Genomic DNA, 14,711 nt, shown 5'->3' on the forward strand with positions numbered 1-14,711 from the left:
TCACGCCACCCCTTCCACAGCGAGCTGCGATTGGACGATCTCGCGATACGTCTCGTTGGATTCCAGGAGTTCGTCGTGGGTGCCGCGGCCGACGATGCCGCCGTCGTTCATGACGATGATGTGGTCGGCCTCGCGGATCGTCGCGATGCGCTGCGCGACGATGATGACGGTCGCGTCGGCGGTGTTGTCGCCGAGGGCTGCCCGGAGTCGGGCGTCGGTGGCGACGTCGAGGGCCGAGAACGAGTCGTCGAAGAGGTAGACCAGGGGCTTCGCGACGAGGGCCCTGGCGATGCACAGGCGCTGACGCTGGCCGCCGGACACGTTCGTGCCACCCTGGGCGACGCCGTCGTTCAGCATCTTCGGCTTCGCGCGGACGAAGTCCTCAGCCTGCGCGACGTCGAGGGCGCTCCACAGCTCGTCGTCGGTGGCGTCGGGACGTCCGAACCGGAGGTTCGAGGCGATCGTGCCCGAGAACAGGTATGGCTTCTGCGGCACGATCCCGACGACCCCGGCGATCTGCTGCCGGGTGAGCTGCGAGACGGGGACGCCGTCGATGGTGACGTGGCCCTGCTGCGGGTCGTAGAGGCGCGGGATGAGCGAGAGGAGCGTCGTCTTGCCGGAGCCGGTCGAGCCGACGATCGCGGTGGTCTTGCCGGGCTCCGCCGTGAACGTCACGTCCGACAGGACCGGTCGCTCCGCACCGGGGTATCCGAAGGTGACGCCGGTGAACTCGACGCGACCGACGGACGGCACGCGGATGTCGGTGCTCGTCGGCACCGTGAGGCTCGGCTCGGTGTCGAGGACGCTCTGGATGCGTTCGGCGCACACGACCGCGCGAGGGATCATCATGACCATGAAGACGCCCATCATCACCGAGGTGAGGATCTGGAGCAGGTACTGGAGGAACGCGGTGAGGGAACCGACCTGCATCTGTCCGGCGTCCACCCGCTGACCGCCGAACCAGAGGACGGCGGCGGTCGCGAGGTGCAGGACCATCATGATGACGGGGAACATGAGGACGAAGATGTTGCCGACCTTGATAGACACCCGGGTGAGCGCCTCGTTCGCACGGTTGTAGCGCTCCGACTCGAACGGCTCGCGGACGAAGGCGCGTACGACGCGGATGCCGATGATCTGCTCGCGCAGCACGCTGTTGATGCCGTCGATGCGGTCCTGCATCTGCCGGAACAGCGGCATGAGCAGGTAGACCAGGAACCCGACGATGATGAAGAGCACCGGCACGGACACCCACACCAGCCAGGACAGCCCCGCGTCCTCACGGAGGGCCATGATGATGCCGCCGACGCACATGATCGGTGCGGACACCATGAAGTTGAGGGTCATGAGGATCAGCATCTGGACCTGCTGGACGTCGTTCGTGCCGCGCGTGATGAGCGTCGCGCTGCCGAAGCCGCCGATCTCGAGGGCGCCGAGCGAGTCGACCTTCCGGTAGAACTCCCGGCGCAGGTCGCGGCCGATGGCCATGGCGGTGCGGGCGCCGAAGTAGACCCCGCCGATGGCTGCGGCCACCTGGACGAGGCAGACGAGCAGCATCGTCATGCCGGTGGACCAGATGAAGTCCGTGTCGCCCCGGGAGACACCCTGGTCGATGATCTGGGCGTTCAGGCTGGGGAGGTAGAGGGCCGCGATCGTCGAGACGAGCTGCAGCACGAACACCGCGACCACCCAGGCCGCGTACGGCTTGGCGTGTCGGAGGGCGAGGGCGAGGAGGGCCACGTGAGGTCCTTAGACGGTTCGTGTCCGGCGCGGGGCATCGCGCGGACGGGTGACGAGGTGGAGCGGGCCTGGCGCGAGACCAGTGCTCCGGTCGGCGGCGCAGCCGGACAGGAGCGTGAGGGACGTGCCCGAGTGACGATACTCCGCACCGGTGACACGGTGGTGTCCCGGTTCGGAATCGTGATGATCTCGGGTCAGTCGACGCCGACGGAGATGGTGTGCCAGCCCTCCGCGCCGTCGGGGACGACGTCGACGGGGGCCTCGCTCTGCGTCTTGCCCGCGGCGTCGGTCGCGCGAACGGCGATGGTGTGGTCGCCGGCCGGGGCGTCCCACTGGAGGACCCACTGCACCCAGGTGTCGTCGGAGATGGCGGTCGCGAGCGTCGTGTCGAGCCAATCGCCGTCGTCGATCCGGACCTGGACCCGGTTCACGCCCGTGTGCTGCGCCCAGGCGACGCCGGCGATCGCGACGTTCCCCGCCGCGACACGTCCACCGTTGCGGGGTACGTCGATGCGCGACTCCGTCTTGATGGGCCCGCGCTCGGACCAGCCGCGGTCGGTCCAGTAGGCCCGGGCGTCCGCGTAGCGGGTCACCTCCAGCTCGACGACCCACTTCGTGGCGGAGACGTAGCCGTACAGGCCCGGGACGACCATGCGCACCGGGAAGCCGTGCTGCAGCGGGAGCGGTTGCCCGTTCATCCCGACGGCGAGGAGGCTGTCGCGATCCTCGTCCTGCAGGACCTCGAGCGGAGTGCCGGCGGTGAACCCGTCGATGCTCCGCGACAGGACCATGTCGGCTCCGGCCTTGGGCTTCGCGCGGGCGAGCAACTCGCGGATCGGGTACCCGAGCCAGAGCGCGTTGCCGATGAGGTCGCCGCCGACGGGGTTCGAGACGCAGGTCAGCGTGATGATCGACTCCTGGAGCGGGAGGGCGAGGAGTTCCTCGAACCCGATCTCGACCTCCTGCTCGACCATGCCGGTGATCTTGAGGCTCCAGGTCGAGGGGTCGATGTTCGGCACCTGGAGGGCCGTGTCGATCCGGTAGAAGGAGTCGTTCGCCGACACGACCGGGGTGAGTCCGTCGATGCCGAGTTCGGCTCCGGCGGGGACCGGCGGTGCGGCGACGGCGGCCGTCGGGAGCTTGAGCGCCTTCCGGAAGGTCTCAACGGCGACCGCTCCGGCCGAGGCGACGCGCGCGCCGACGCCGACGACGAGGGCGCCGACCGCGGTGCCGCCGAGCAGGACGAGGAAGGAGCGCCGGGGGAGTTCGGCCCGGGAGGCGCCGACGACCGGCCGGGCTTCGTCCGCGACCGTCGCATCGTCCCAGGTCCGGAGCCGGGTCACGAGCAGCCGCAGGACGAGGATGCCGACCGCGGCACCGACGATGCTCGGGAACGCCCAGTCGAGGCCCGCGTCCGCGCGGGTGATCGCTGCGACGACCGCGACGACACCGACGAGCGCGAGCGCGATGCTGCCGACCACCGGGCGACGCTCCTCGAGGATCCCGATCCCGACGGCGAGGGCCGCGACCAGGACGCCGAGCACGATGAGCAGCACGAGCTTGTCGTTGGTGCCGAACAGGGCGATGACGAGGTCCTTCACCCACCCGGGCACGAGGTCGATCACGAGGGAACCCACAGCGAGCAGCGGCGAGCTCGCGGGGGCGACGAAGGCTGCGACGGCCTCGGCCGAGCCGAGGGTGGCGACGGCTGCGACGACGCCGGACGCACCGGCGAGCAGGGTGCGGCGGCGGGGCTCCATGTCCGTCATGCTACGCGCGCCCGCTGGGCGTTCCTCCCCGAAGCGGCTCTAGAGGGGCAAGTCGGCCGTCCATCCCCGTACCCTGGGGGGATGACCACAGTCGGGCTCGGAATCCCACGCATCGGGTCGCCGCTCAGGCACATCCCGGACGCTGCCGGGCGCCCCGACGTCGACGGCCTCATCGACCGCTTCGGCAGGGTCGCCCGCGACCTCCGGGTGTCGATCACGGAGAAGTGCTCGCTGCGCTGCACGTACTGCATGCCCGAGCAGGGTCTCCCCGCGATCGCCCGCGACGACCTGCTGACGCCCACCGAGATCGGTCGCCTCGTCGAAATCGCCGTCCGCGACCTCGGGGTGCACGACATCCGCTTCACGGGTGGCGAGCCGCTCATGCGCCCCGACCTCGCGGAGATCATCGCCCGCAGCTCCGCGGTCGCCGGCGACGCCTCGATCTCCATGACGACGAACGGCATCGGACTCGACAAGCGCGTCGACGAGCTCGTGGCCGCCGGGCTCACCCGCGTGAACATCTCCCTCGACACCGTCGACCGCGACCACTTCGCGCGACTCACGCGTCGCGACCGACTCCCCGCCGTCCTGGCCGGCATCGAGGCCGCCAAGCGCGCCGGGCTGACGCCGCTCAAGATCAACGCCGTCCTCATGCGCGACACGCTCGACGGCGCGGTCGCCCTGCTCTCCTGGGCGATCGAGAACGGTTGCCGTCTCCGTTTCATCGAGCAGATGCCGCTCGACGCCGACGAGGCGTGGGTGCGGGAGAACATGGTCGACGCGGCCGAGTTGCTCGACGTCCTCGGCTCCCGCTTCACGCTCACTGCCCCGCATCGCGAGGACCCCTCCGCTCCCGCCGAGGAGTGGCTCGTCGACGGCGGCCCGGCCACGGTCGGCATCATCGCCTCGGTCACGCGCTCGTTCTGCGACGACTGCGACCGCACGCGGCTCACCGCCGAGGGGACGATCCGCTCCTGCCTCTTCGGCGACGATGAGACCGACCTTCGGGGCATGTTGCGTTCGGGCGTCGAGGACGTCGAGATCGCGGATCGCTGGCGCGCGGCGATGTGGCACAAGCAGGCCGGGCACCGCATCGCGTCGCCCGACTTCGTCCGTCCGGAGCGGAGCATGGGAGCGATCGGTGGCTGAGACGACGACGCTGCAGGTGCTCGTGCGCTACTTCGCCGCTGCCGAGGAGGCCGCCGGCGTCCCCGAGGAGTCCTTGCCGGCGGTCGCGACGGTCGGCGAGCTGAAGTCGGTGCTGCTCGAGCGCTACGGCGACGCGATGGCGAAGGTCCTCGCGTCCGGTTCCTTCCTCGTCGACGGCGTCGTCAGTCGCGACGACACCCGTCCGCTCGGCGCCCGGGTCGACGTCCTCCCACCCTTCGCCGGCGGCTAGGACGGGGACGTCGCTGAGCGACGACGCTCGGCGAGGGCGCGGGTCGCGCGGTGTTGGAACCATCGCAGGAGGTCCAGGATGCGATGGCGCCGTGCATCCGATTCGTCCTCGTGCGACGCGCGGTAGCCGGGGATCGAATCAGCCGGGTAGTCGTCGAGGTTCTCGCAGCGCATGGTCCAGTCCGGGAACCGCCGGTAGTCGATCTCCTCTTCGACCAGGACCTGCAGCTCGCTGTGTCGGGTGTCCTCGCGCAACCGCTGCAGCACGTGGCGCACGGCCGTAGGAGGCCCTTCGATCACCTGGAAGAAGTCGTCGCCGCGCACGGCGAGCATGCCGGTGAGGCCGGAGCGTCCGTTGTTGTCGCGGGACTGCCGGAGGATCGCTTCGAGGGCGGTCTGGGTCAGCGGCGCAGCGGAGGTGCTCACGTAGGTCACGGAGAGGAACGCGGATTCGGGCTGCGTCATACTCCGTGACCTTACACGTCAGGTGTCGGATAGGGGCTCATCGCGAAGCCTGCCAGGCGCGACGGGCCACCCCGGCCGACCGGAACATCAGGATGAGCGAGCAGATCGCTCCGACGACGGTCGCCAGGAACGCCACGAGCGCGAGCATCTGGAGCAGTTCGCCGACCGATGACGACCGGCCGACGTACGGCGGGATCTCGTCGGACACGGTGTTCCCGACGCCGAAGCCGGCGACGAACATGGCCAGGAGACCGAGCCACACGAGCATGGATCCGAGTGTCGCGACGTGGACCCAGTGTGTGCCGAGCCGGCCGCGCCATCCGAAGTGGGTGAACACCAGAATGGCTGTGAGGCCGAGCAGGAACGCGATCGCGACACCGACGAGGCCGACGGTCAGGGTGGTGGGCGCGAACACCCCGTAGATCGCCTCGAGGCCGTAGGAGTCGTCCGTCATCGCGAGCGGCGCCCAGATGAGTTCCTCGATGGGAGCCAGCACCAGCATCGACGTCGCGGCGACCGCCCAGACGACGACGGCGATGCGCTGAGCGCGGAGGTCACGGCGTTCATCGGTCGCCTGCATGGACTCCACGCTAGGCGCTCCGGGTCGGTGGGACGTCACCCCGCCGACGCCTCCTCCGGTGACGGTGCGGCACCGAGCAACGCCAGTCGCTTCGCCAGGTAGGGCGCGGTGCGGCTGTCGGGGTCTGCGGCGACGGTGTCCGGGGTGCCCGCGGACACGATGCGCCCACCAGCGTCGCCGCCGGACGGTCCGAGGTCGATCACCCAGTCGGCCGCCGCGACGACGTCCATCTCGTGCTCGACCACGACGACGGTGTCGCCGGAGTCGACGAGCGCGTTCAGCTGCGCCAGCAGACGACGGACGTCCGCCGGGTGGAGGCCGGTCGTCGGCTCGTCGAGGAGGTAGAGGGTGTGACCGCGTCGCACCCGCTGGAGTTCCGTCGCGAGCTTGATGCGCTGCGCCTCACCGCCCGACAGCTCGGTGGCCGGCTGGCCGAGCCGCAGGTACCCCAGGCCGACCTCGAGCAGGGTGCGGAGGCTCCGTGCCGCCGCCGGGACGGCCGCGAGGAACTCGGCCGCCTGCTCGACGGTGAGTGCGAGGACGTCTGCGATCGACTTCCCGTCGTAGGTGACTTCGAGGGTCTCGGCGTTGTACCGAGCGCCGTCACAGGTCGGGCACTTCCCGTAGCTGCCGGGGAGGAACAGCAGTTCGACCGACACGAAGCCTTCGCCGAGGCAGGTCTCGCACCGACCTCCCGCGACGTTGAACGAGAAGCGGCCGGCCGTGTACCCGCGCTCGCGGGCGAGGTCCGTGGCGGCGAAGGCGGCGCGGACGGCGTCGAACAGTCCGGTGTAGGTGGCCAGGTTCGACCGCGGTGTGCGTCCGATGGGCTTCTGGTCGACCCGGACGAGGCGGTCGACGTGCTCGAGCCCTCGGACGCGGCGGACAGTGAGCGTGTCGGCATGTCCGTCCGGCACAGTCGCCTCCGCCAGGCCGGAACCCTCGGCCGCATCGGTCTCGGCGGGCACCTCGTCGTCGTCTGCGACGTCGTCCGCACCCCGACCGTCTGCGCGCAGGTGGTCGCGCACGACGTCGCGGAGGACGCGGCTCACGAGGGTCGACTTGCCGGAACCCGAGACACCGGTGACGGCGACGAAGGTCCCGAGGGGGATCGAGGCGTCGACGCCGGCGAGGTTGTGGAGCGTGATGCCCTCCACCTCGAGCCAGTCGCGCGCCTCACGGAGTGCTCGTCGCTCGGGAGCCGGACCGTGCTGTTCGGGGAAGAGGAACGGGCGGGTCGCCGAGGCCTCGACCTCGGCGAGACCCTCGACGGCCCCGCTGTAGAGCACGTCGCCGCCACCCTCGCCCGCACCGGGGCCGACGTCGACGATCCAGTCCGCGTTCCGGACGACGTCCATGTTGTGCTCGACGACGTAGACCGAGTTGCCCGAGCGCTTCAGCTGCTCCAGCACCTCGAGGAGGGGCTCAGCGTCGGCCGGGTGCAGACCCGCTGACGGTTCGTCGAGGACGTAGACCACGCCGAAGAGCCCGGAGCGCAGCTGGGTCGCGAGCCGGAGCCGCTGCATCTCGCCTGGGGAGAGCGTGGTCGTCACGCGCCCGAGTCCGAGGTAGCCGAGTCCGAGGTCGGTGAGCACGCGGATGCGCGCGAGGAGGTCGGTCGTGATGGCGACGGCGACGTCGGTGCGCTCGCCGGAGAGCGTGGTCGGGAGCGCGGGCGCCGCGTCGGTCAGCTCCGTGGTGGGGCGGATGACCTCGGCGAGTTCCGTCATCGGCAGGGCGTTGAGCTCGGCGATCGTGCGGCCGGCGAAGGTGACCGCGAGCGCCTCGCGGCGGAGTCCCGTGCCGTGGCAGAGCGGGCACGGACCCGAGCGCACGAACTGCAGCACTTTGTTCCGCATCATCTGGCTCTTGGAGTCGGAGAGGGTGTGGAAGACGTACTGCTTGGCGCTCCAGAACATGCCGTTGTACGGCTTCGCGACGCGGTCGCGTTGCGGCGTGATCTGCACGACCGGCTGCTCCTCGGTGAAGAGGATCCAGTCGCGGTCCTCCTGGTCGAGCTCCCGCCAGGGTCGGTCGACGTCGTATCCGAGCGCGATGGTGATGTCACGGAGGTTCTTCGCCTGCCAGGCGCCCGGCCACGCGGCGATCGCGCCCTCGCGGATGCTCAGCGACGGGTCGGGCACGAGAGAGTCCTCGGTGACCGTGTGCGCGACGCCGATGCCGTGGCACTCCGGGCAGGCACCGACAGCGGTGTTGGGGGAGAAGGCGTCCGAGTCGAGCCGGGTCGTGAACCCCTCGGGGAAGGTGCCGGCGCGCGAGAAGAGCATGCGGAGTGAGTTCGAGAGGGTCGTCACCGTGCCGACGCTGGAGCGCGAGCTGGGGGCGCCGCGACGCTGCTGCAGGGCGACCGCCGGTGGCAGACCGGAGATCGAGTCGACGTGCGGGTCATGACCCTGCTGGATCAGCCGCCTGGCGTACGGTGCGACGGACTCGAGGTACCGTCGCTGCGCCTCGGTGAAGATGGTGCCGAACGCGAGCGACGACTTGCCCGAGCCGGAGACCCCGGTGAAGGCGACGATCGCATCGCGCGGCACGTCGACGTCCACGTTGCGGAGGTTGTTCTCGTTGGCTCCCCGGACGCGGACGAACGGGTCGGATGCTTCGGGGGCGTGTTCGGGCATCAGATCACCCTACGTCGCCGCGGTCTGGTGGGCGACCGGTTGACGTGCCCCGCCCGATGCGCGATGTCGGGGGTGGACGGCAGGATCGTCCTCATGAATCGTGAACGTTCCTGGCACGGCTGTGTCTTCATCGGCGTGAGCCTCGATGGTTACATCGCAAAGCCCGACGGCGACCTCGGCTGGCTCACGGAGCTCGAGCCGCGGGAGCATGCCGCGGATGCGCCAGGGCAGCACCCGGCGCTCGACTGGGACTCGTTCTTCCCGACGATCGACACCCTCGTGATGGGACGCACCACCTACGACACCGTCCTCGGCTTCGGTGAGTGGCCGTTCGAAGGCAAGCGGGTCGTCGTGCTGAGCACCACGCTCGAGGCCGGGGACGACCGCATCACGGTCGCCGGGTCGGTCGACGAGGCGGCCGCCCTGCTCGACGAGGCCGGGGCCGGCCGCGTCTACATCGACGGAGGTAGGACGATCCAGGCGTTCCTGGGCGCCGGCCTCGTCGACGAGCTGACGGTGTCGGTCGCCCCGGTCCTCATCGGTTCCGGCGCACGCCTCTTCGGCGACCTCGACGCCGACGTCCTCCTGCGGCTCCGAGGCACCCACGCGACGCCCGAGGACGGCCTTGTGCGCATCACCTACGACGTGCTGGCGCGCTGACAGCTCGATTCGCCCCGAGTGGTCGCCCACGCTTCGTGCGTGCGACCACTCGGGGCGAATCGAGGGCGGGCCGCTACAGACCGACCCACTCCGTATCGCCGTCGGCCAGGTGCTGGCGCTTCCAGATGGGGACGGTGCGCTTGATCTCCTCGACCAGCCGCTCGCACGCGGCGAACGCCTCGGCCCGGTGCGCAGCGGCGACGGCGGCGACGAGCGCGAGGTCGCCGACGACGAGCGACCCGACGCGGTGCGCTGCCGCCACTCGGAGGCCGGTCTCCGCGGCGACCGTCCGGCAGCAGTCCTCCAGGAACCGTTGGGCGTCGGGATGAGCCCGGTAGTCGAGGGCGTCGACCGCCTCGCCGTGGTCGTGGTCGCGCACGATCCCTCGGAAGGCGACGAGTGCGCCGTTGGCGGGCGCCGCGACGAAGTCCTCGATCGCATGCGCGTCGAGGGGCGACTCCGAGATGAGGGCGAGGACCTCGGGAACCGTCGACTCACTCATGCGCGCCACCTCCGGCGATCTGGGCGACGAGGTGGTCGAGCAGGCCGTCGAGGACCGCGAGTCCGTCCTTCACGCCGCCGGTCGATCCGGGCAGGTTCACCACGACGGTGCCGCCGGAGACCCCCGCGAGCCCGCGACTGAGCGCCGCGGTCGGGGTCTTGGTCGACCCGAGGGCGCGGATCGCCTCGGCGATGCCGGGCAGTTCGCGGTCGAGGTGGGACTGCGTCGCCTCCGGGGTGCGGTCGCTCGGCGAGAGGCCGGTGCCGCCCGTCGTGATGAGCACCGCGGGCGCGGCGGCCAGGGCTGCCGTGATCGCGAGGTGCACGTCCGCGTCGGACACGACCGTCACCGCATCCACCGCGTAGTCGTGCTCGGACAACCAGGCGGAGATGCGCGGCCCCGTGAGGTCCTCGCGCGTGCCGGCCGCGCCGGCGGTCGACGCGACGATGACGGCCGCGGTTCGCGGACGGACCGTTCGCGCCACAGGTGCTTCGATCGGCTCCACCGCTTCCGGCGTCCAGTTCCCGCGCTTGCCGCCGGACTTCCCCAGCAGCCGGATGTCGCCGAGGACCGATGCCGGGTCGACGGCCTTGACCATGTCGTGCAGGGTCAGGCCGGCGATCGACGCGGCCGTCAGGGCCTCCATCTCGACCCCGGTCTGGCCGGTGGTCTTCGCCGTCGCGGTGATGACGATCGAGTCCTCGGTGAATGCGAAGTCGAGGCTCACGGACGACAGCGCGAGCTGGTGGCACAGCGGGATGAGCTCGCTCGTCCGCTTGGCCCCCGCGATCCCCGCGATGCGAGCGGTCGCGATGACGTCCGCCTTCGGCAGGCCGTCCGCCTGGACGAGTGCGATCACGTCTGGTCGGGTGGTGAAGGTCGCCGTCGCCGTCGCGACCCGCTTCGTCGTGGCCTTGTCGCCGACGTCGACCATGCGTGCGCGGCCGTCGTCGTCGAGGTGTGTGAGCCCGGTCATAGTGCCCATGCTTCCACAGCGTCACCGGCGTCGAGCTCGAGCGTGTCCTCCGGGATCACGATCAGCACGTCGGAGGCCGCGAGCCCGGCGACCAGGTGCGAGCCGGGGCCCGAGACCGGTTCGACCCGACCATCGTCTCGTCGGCGTCCGCGGAGGAACTGGCGTTTGCCGGGCACCGAACGCACGGCGACCGCGAGCTCGGCCGGCACGCGCGACGCCTGCGGCAGCCCCGCGACCCGGCGGAGGACCGGAGCGACGAAGACCTCGAACGAGAGCTGGGTGCTCACCGGGTTGCCGGGGAACGCGATGATCGGGACGCCCCGGTGGGCGCCGAGCGCCTGTGGTCCGCCGGGCTGCATCGCGACCGAACCGATCCAGCCACCCAGCGGACCGAGGACGTCACGGACGACCTCGTGCTCACCCATGGAGATCCCGCCGGAGGTGAGGATGAGATCGACCTCGCCGTGGAGGTCGTCGAGCAGGGCGAGCAGGACGTCGGCATCGTCGACGACGCGCGCACGGGCGGCGACCTCGGCCCCGGCTGCGACGACGGCGGCCGCCAGCGCGGTCCCGTTGGAGTCGAAGGTCTGGCCGAGCGTCGGCGTCTCGCCGGGTTCGACGAGTTCGGCACCGGTCGTGACGATCGCGACCCGCACCCGCCGACGCACCTCGACGGTCGTGATCCCGGCCGCAGCCAACACGGCGAGGTGTCGTGAAGCGAGGCGCACGCCGGCCGGCAGCAGCTCCTCGCCGGCGCGGACGTCGCTCCCGCGTTCCCGGACGAACAGCCCCACCGGGCGCTCGCCACCGCCGCGCGCAGGACCGAGGAGGACGGTCTCGACACCGTCCGGATCCGTCACGACCTCGCTCTCCTCGACCGGCACGACGACGTCCGCACCCGGCGGAACGACCGCGCCCGTCATGATGCGCACCGAGGTCCCCGCCTCGAGCGGCGCGGGGTCGATCGGGCGCGCGGCGATCTCGCCCACCACCCGCAGTCGCGTCTCATCGCCTGTGAGGTCTGCCGCCCGAACCGCGAAGCCGTCCATCTGCGAGTTGCGGAACAGCGGCAGGTCGACCGGTGACGGCACTGCCACCGCCGTCACCCGAGCTGCGGCCTCGTCGATCGGCACGTGCTCGGCGCCGGTGTCGGTCACGTCGTCGAGGAGGGCTGCGACGTCGGAGGCGTGTTGCTCAACGGTCTTCCGACTCGTGGGCGCTGGCGTCGTCATGGTGGTTCCCGTCGTCGAGGTCGGTCGGTGGGGCTGCACGGGGTGTTCGGAGCCGCGGTCAGTAGCGGGGGACGGTCGGATCCACGAGCCGCGACCACGCGTCGATGCCGCCCTCGAGATGGACGGCCGAGTAGCCGCGCTCGAGGAGCAGGCGAAGCGCGGACTCGGATCGGATGCCGTGGTGGCAGTAGACGACCACGGGCGTCTCGGGGTCGAGCCCGTGGAGCGTCTCGGGGAGCGAGCCGAGCGGCATCAGCGTCGAACCGGGCAACCGGGCGATCTCCGCCTCCCACGGCTCCCGGACGTCGAGCAGGACGGCCTCATCGTCGCTCGCCGCGAGCTGCGGTGCGGTGATCGTGCGGCCGCCGTGTCGCGGCTCGTGCGGGGCTGCCGCTGCGGCGCTCGCCGCGTCCCCTCCTGGCGTCCGATGCAGATGCTCATCGAGCGACACCTGCCGGGCGCCCGCGGGGTCGCGCTCGTACCGGAGTTCGCGGAATCCGCCGCTCAGCCCGTCGAACATCGTCACCCGGCCGAGCGAGAGGGTCCCGACCCCGGTGAGCACCTTGATCGCCTCGGTGGCCATGATGGACCCGATGACCCCGACCGTGGTGGGCAGGACGCCGCCGGCCTCGCAGGAGAGCACCGAACCGTCCGTCGGCGGGTGGGGGAAGAGGTCGCGGTAGCGCGGGCCGCGAGACGACCAGCTGAGTCCAGCCTGCCCGCCGTACTGCGAGACCGCACCCCAGACGAGTGGGACGTCGGCGAGCGTCGCGGCGTCGTCGACCAGGTAACGGGTCTCGAAGTTGTCGCTGCCGTCGATGACGAGGTCGATCTCCGCGTCGGCCAGGAGGCCCATGATCTCGCCGGGTCCGAGGCGGAGGCGGTGTCTGAGGATCGTCGCATCGGTGTTGACGGCGAGGGCGCGGTCGGCGGCGGAGTCGACCTTCGACCGGCCGACGTCCGCGGTGCTGTGGACGGTCTGCCGATGCAGGTTGCTGAGCTCGACCGTGTCGTCGTCCACCAGGTGGATCGCGCCGTCACCGGAACCGACACCGGCAGCGGCAAGCGCCGGGATGACGATGCTGCCGAGGCCGCCGGCGCCGACGATCAGCACCCGTGCGTCGGCGAGGCGCTGTTGCGCCGCTGGTCCGAACCCGGGGAGGGCGAGCTGCCTGGCGTACCGCGCGGTCGAGGACATGCGCCGATTATCCCACCGGCACCGTGCCCGCCGGCCCTCAGACCGCATCCGCTCGCGTCCGCAGGAGGCTGCAGGCGCCGCCGCGGGAAACCGACAGGAGGTGTGAAGTGGCACGACGCGTCGATCGATGCTGGGATGGACGCATGGATGACCACCTCCCCATCGTCGAGTTCGCGTTCCCCGGCCCGCTGCGGGACAGGCTGGTGGCGGCGATCGAGTCCGGCGAGAAGGCCGCGACGAGTTCCCTGGCGCACGAGTACGCGGTGGCAGGCGAGGAGTTGCCGGCGGTCGGGCAGCGCGGAATCGTCGTCGATTCCGATGGCGCTCACCGCTTCGTCATCGAGACGGTGGGTGTCGAGGTGGTACCGCTGGACGAGGTGCCGCTGGCTCACGCTCTGGCGGAGGGCGAAGGCTACGCCTCGGTCGCCGACTGGCGTGCCGGTCACGAGCGGTTCTGGACCTCACCGGAGATGCAGGCCGAACTCGGCGCCGACTTCCGCCTCGACGCGCGACGCTCGTCGTCCTCGAACGGTTCGCCCTCATCGCCCGGGACTGAGGCCGATCAGACCGGCTTGACGGGCGTGCGCAGGAGGCAGAAGGCGTTGCCCTCGGGATCGGCGAGGACGTGCCACGACTCATCGCCCGTCTGCCCGATGTCCGTCGGGCGCGCTCCGAGGGCCAACAGGCGCTCGAGTTCGGCGTCCTGGTCGCCGTCGGTCGGGCTGACGTCGATGTGGAGCTTCGACTTCGGCTGCGGCGGGTCGTCGCTGCGGCTGAGGATGATGGTCGGTTGCGACCCACCGAAGCCGTCCCGCGCTCCGATCTCCACCCCGTCCTCGTCTCGGTCGAGCACGACGAAGTCGAGGACCTCGCACCAGAAGCGGGCGAGCGCTTCCGGATCGCGGCAGTCCAGGACGAGTTCACTGATGCGGCATGACATGAGGGCACGCTACCCCGCACGCGTCGTGCAGCGGAACCCGTTGCAGGTCGGCTAGGACTCGTCCCCAGCGGTCTCGGCCCAACGGGTCAGCGTGATCACGAAGCCACGGACGAGGCGGTCGAAGCTCCGGTCGAGGTCGCGGTCTAGGCCGAAGGAGCCTGCCGCCTCGAGCGAGACGAAGCCGTGCAGGGTGGAGCGGAACGCGCGGATCGCGTCGATGGCGTCGTCGCCGCGGAGCTCGTAGGCCGTGAGGACGTCGCTGATGACCTGGATGGCGCCGAGCGATGCCGCCGCGTCCTCCTCATCCTCCGGCCCGGCGATCCACTGCGCGGCCGTATAGCGTGCCGGGTGCTCCAGGGCCCACTCCCGGTAGGCGCCGGCCATCACCGTGATCGCATCCGCGCCCGAACGGCCGACGGCGGCGCGCAGCAGGACGTCGCCGAGCTCGCCCTTCGCTTGGAGGGAGATGCTCCGGCGGAGTCCGGCGAGCGAGTCGAGGTGCTTGTAGAGCGAGGGCTGCCGGACGCCGAGCCGTTCGGCGAGGGCGGCGAGGGTCAGCCCCTCGAGCCCGACCTCGTCGGCGAGTTCAGCCGCTTCGTCCACCACGCGCGC

General features: G+C 70.9%; 14 protein-coding genes and 1 pseudogene. 4 read left to right on the top strand and 11 right to left on the bottom strand.

Annotated features, from left to right (window positions below):
* Both IFU11_RS10505 and IFU11_RS10510 read right to left on the bottom strand, forming a co-directional pair.
* On the bottom strand, nucleotides 1-1,737 hold the full coding sequence (locus IFU11_RS10505) for an ABC transporter ATP-binding protein (protein ID WP_192018917.1): 1,737 nt from the start codon (nucleotides 1,735-1,737) through the stop codon (nucleotides 1-3).
* 194 nt (nucleotides 1,738-1,931) lie between these two features.
* Nucleotides 1,932-3,497, bottom strand: coding sequence for a molybdopterin-dependent oxidoreductase (locus IFU11_RS10510; RefSeq protein WP_192018918.1), 1,566 nt, complete (start codon nucleotides 3,495-3,497; stop codon nucleotides 1,932-1,934).
* Between the two features lie 90 nt (nucleotides 3,498-3,587).
* On the opposite strand from IFU11_RS10510, the gene moaA reads away from it, so the two are divergent.
* Together moaA and IFU11_RS10520 are read left to right on the top strand one after the other, a co-directional pair.
* Nucleotides 3,588-4,655 carry a GTP 3',8-cyclase MoaA gene (gene moaA / locus IFU11_RS10515; protein WP_064293946.1) on the top strand — a complete coding sequence of 356 codons (1,068 nt, stop codon included), beginning with the start codon at nucleotides 3,588-3,590 and terminating at the stop codon, nucleotides 4,653-4,655.
* Nucleotides 4,648-4,905: a MoaD/ThiS family protein gene (locus IFU11_RS10520; protein ID WP_079704425.1), complete on the top strand. Its 258-nt coding sequence runs from the start codon at nucleotides 4,648-4,650 to the stop codon at nucleotides 4,903-4,905. The genes moaA and IFU11_RS10520 overlap by 8 nt, the downstream gene beginning before the upstream one ends.
* Here the strand turns inward: IFU11_RS10520 and IFU11_RS10525 are convergent.
* From IFU11_RS10525 to IFU11_RS10535, 3 genes are read right to left on the bottom strand one after another with little or no spacing between them, the layout of a single operon-like run.
* Nucleotides 4,902-5,369 (bottom strand): BLUF domain-containing protein, encoded by a 468-nt coding sequence (locus IFU11_RS10525; protein ID WP_192018919.1) that lies wholly within the window; start codon nucleotides 5,367-5,369, stop codon nucleotides 4,902-4,904. The two genes, IFU11_RS10520 and IFU11_RS10525, sit on opposite strands and share 4 nt — an antisense overlap.
* 37 nt (nucleotides 5,370-5,406) lie before the next feature.
* Entirely contained in the window at nucleotides 5,407-5,949 is a 543-nt protein-coding gene (locus IFU11_RS10530) for a hypothetical protein (protein WP_192018920.1), read from the bottom strand.
* Nucleotides 5,950-5,984: 35 nt separating this feature from the next.
* A complete protein-coding gene (locus IFU11_RS10535; RefSeq protein WP_192018921.1) occupies nucleotides 5,985-8,591 on the bottom strand; it encodes an excinuclease ABC subunit UvrA in 2,607 nt (868 codons plus the stop codon).
* Nucleotides 8,592-8,684: 93 nt separating this feature from the next.
* Between IFU11_RS10535 and IFU11_RS10540 the strand changes: the two genes are divergently transcribed.
* Complete coding sequence (locus IFU11_RS10540; RefSeq protein WP_192018922.1) at nucleotides 8,685-9,251, top strand: dihydrofolate reductase family protein; 567 nt, start codon at nucleotides 8,685-8,687, stop codon at nucleotides 9,249-9,251.
* Nucleotides 9,252-9,324: 73 nt separating this feature from the next.
* Here the strand turns inward: IFU11_RS10540 and IFU11_RS10545 are convergent, their stop codons facing one another.
* From IFU11_RS10545 to IFU11_RS10560, 4 genes are read right to left on the bottom strand one after another with little or no spacing between them, the layout of a single operon-like run.
* Complete coding sequence (locus IFU11_RS10545) at nucleotides 9,325-9,753, bottom strand: molybdenum cofactor biosynthesis protein MoaE (protein WP_192018923.1); 429 nt, start codon at nucleotides 9,751-9,753, stop codon at nucleotides 9,325-9,327.
* Nucleotides 9,746-10,729 (bottom strand): bifunctional molybdenum cofactor biosynthesis protein MoaC/MoaB, encoded by a 984-nt coding sequence (gene moaCB / locus IFU11_RS10550; RefSeq protein ID WP_192018924.1) that lies wholly within the window; start codon nucleotides 10,727-10,729, stop codon nucleotides 9,746-9,748. Before moaCB ends, IFU11_RS10545 begins: the two co-directional genes overlap by 8 nt.
* Nucleotides 10,726-11,961: a molybdopterin molybdotransferase MoeA gene (locus IFU11_RS10555; RefSeq protein WP_192018925.1), complete on the bottom strand. Its 1,236-nt coding sequence runs from the start codon at nucleotides 11,959-11,961 to the stop codon at nucleotides 10,726-10,728. Before IFU11_RS10555 ends, moaCB begins: the two co-directional genes overlap by 4 nt.
* 58 nt (nucleotides 11,962-12,019) lie before the next feature.
* Complete coding sequence (locus IFU11_RS10560) at nucleotides 12,020-13,159, bottom strand: ThiF family adenylyltransferase (RefSeq protein ID WP_137242838.1); 1,140 nt, start codon at nucleotides 13,157-13,159, stop codon at nucleotides 12,020-12,022.
* Between the two features lie 143 nt (nucleotides 13,160-13,302).
* Here IFU11_RS10560 and IFU11_RS20230 point away from each other — a divergent pair.
* Nucleotides 13,303-13,563, top strand: a pseudogene (locus tag IFU11_RS20230) (ASCH domain-containing protein); the annotation flags it as partial.
* A gap of 158 nt (nucleotides 13,564-13,721) precedes the next feature.
* Here the strand turns inward: IFU11_RS20230 and IFU11_RS10570 are convergent.
* Nucleotides 13,722-14,099 carry a VOC family protein gene (locus IFU11_RS10570; protein WP_071261898.1) on the bottom strand — a complete coding sequence of 126 codons (378 nt, stop codon included), beginning with the start codon at nucleotides 14,097-14,099 and terminating at the stop codon, nucleotides 13,722-13,724.
* Nucleotides 14,100-14,150: 51 nt separating this feature from the next.
* On the bottom strand, nucleotides 14,151-14,705 hold the full coding sequence (locus IFU11_RS20765; RefSeq protein ID WP_197977355.1) for a WHG domain-containing protein: 555 nt from the start codon (nucleotides 14,703-14,705) through the stop codon (nucleotides 14,151-14,153).
* Nucleotides 14,706-14,711 lie beyond the last annotated feature (6 nt).

It is taken from the genome of Plantibacter sp. CFBP 8804 (genome assembly GCF_014841225.1).
GTDB lineage: Bacteria > Actinomycetota > Actinomycetes > Actinomycetales > Microbacteriaceae > Plantibacter > Plantibacter auratus.

Excerpts from the sequence above, each read along its gene's own strand:
- IFU11_RS10510 (WP_192018918.1), bottom strand. The coding sequence starts at position 3,497 with ATGGAGCCCCGCCGCCGCACCCTGCTCGCCGGTGCGTCCGGCGTCGTC.
- moaA (WP_064293946.1), top strand. The coding sequence starts at position 3,588 with ATGACCACAGTCGGGCTCGGAATCCCACGCATCGGGTCGCCGCTCAGG.
- IFU11_RS10525 (WP_192018919.1), bottom strand. The coding sequence starts at position 5,369 with ATGACGCAGCCCGAATCCGCGTTCCTCTCCGTGACCTACGTGAGCACC.
- IFU11_RS10530 (WP_192018920.1), bottom strand. The coding sequence starts at position 5,949 with ATGCAGGCGACCGATGAACGCCGTGACCTCCGCGCTCAGCGCATCGCC.
- IFU11_RS10535 (WP_192018921.1), bottom strand. The coding sequence starts at position 8,591 with ATGCCCGAACACGCCCCCGAAGCATCCGACCCGTTCGTCCGCGTCCGG.
- IFU11_RS10540 (WP_192018922.1), top strand. The coding sequence starts at position 8,685 with ATGAATCGTGAACGTTCCTGGCACGGCTGTGTCTTCATCGGCGTGAGC.
- IFU11_RS10545 (WP_192018923.1), bottom strand. The coding sequence starts at position 9,753 with ATGAGTGAGTCGACGGTTCCCGAGGTCCTCGCCCTCATCTCGGAGTCG.
- moaCB (WP_192018924.1), bottom strand. The coding sequence starts at position 10,729 with ATGACCGGGCTCACACACCTCGACGACGACGGCCGCGCACGCATGGTC.
- IFU11_RS10555 (WP_192018925.1), bottom strand. The coding sequence starts at position 11,961 with ATGACGACGCCAGCGCCCACGAGTCGGAAGACCGTTGAGCAACACGCC.
- IFU11_RS10560 (WP_137242838.1), bottom strand. The coding sequence starts at position 13,159 with ATGTCCTCGACCGCGCGGTACGCCAGGCAGCTCGCCCTCCCCGGGTTC.
- IFU11_RS10570 (WP_071261898.1), bottom strand. The coding sequence starts at position 14,099 with ATGTCATGCCGCATCAGTGAACTCGTCCTGGACTGCCGCGATCCGGAA.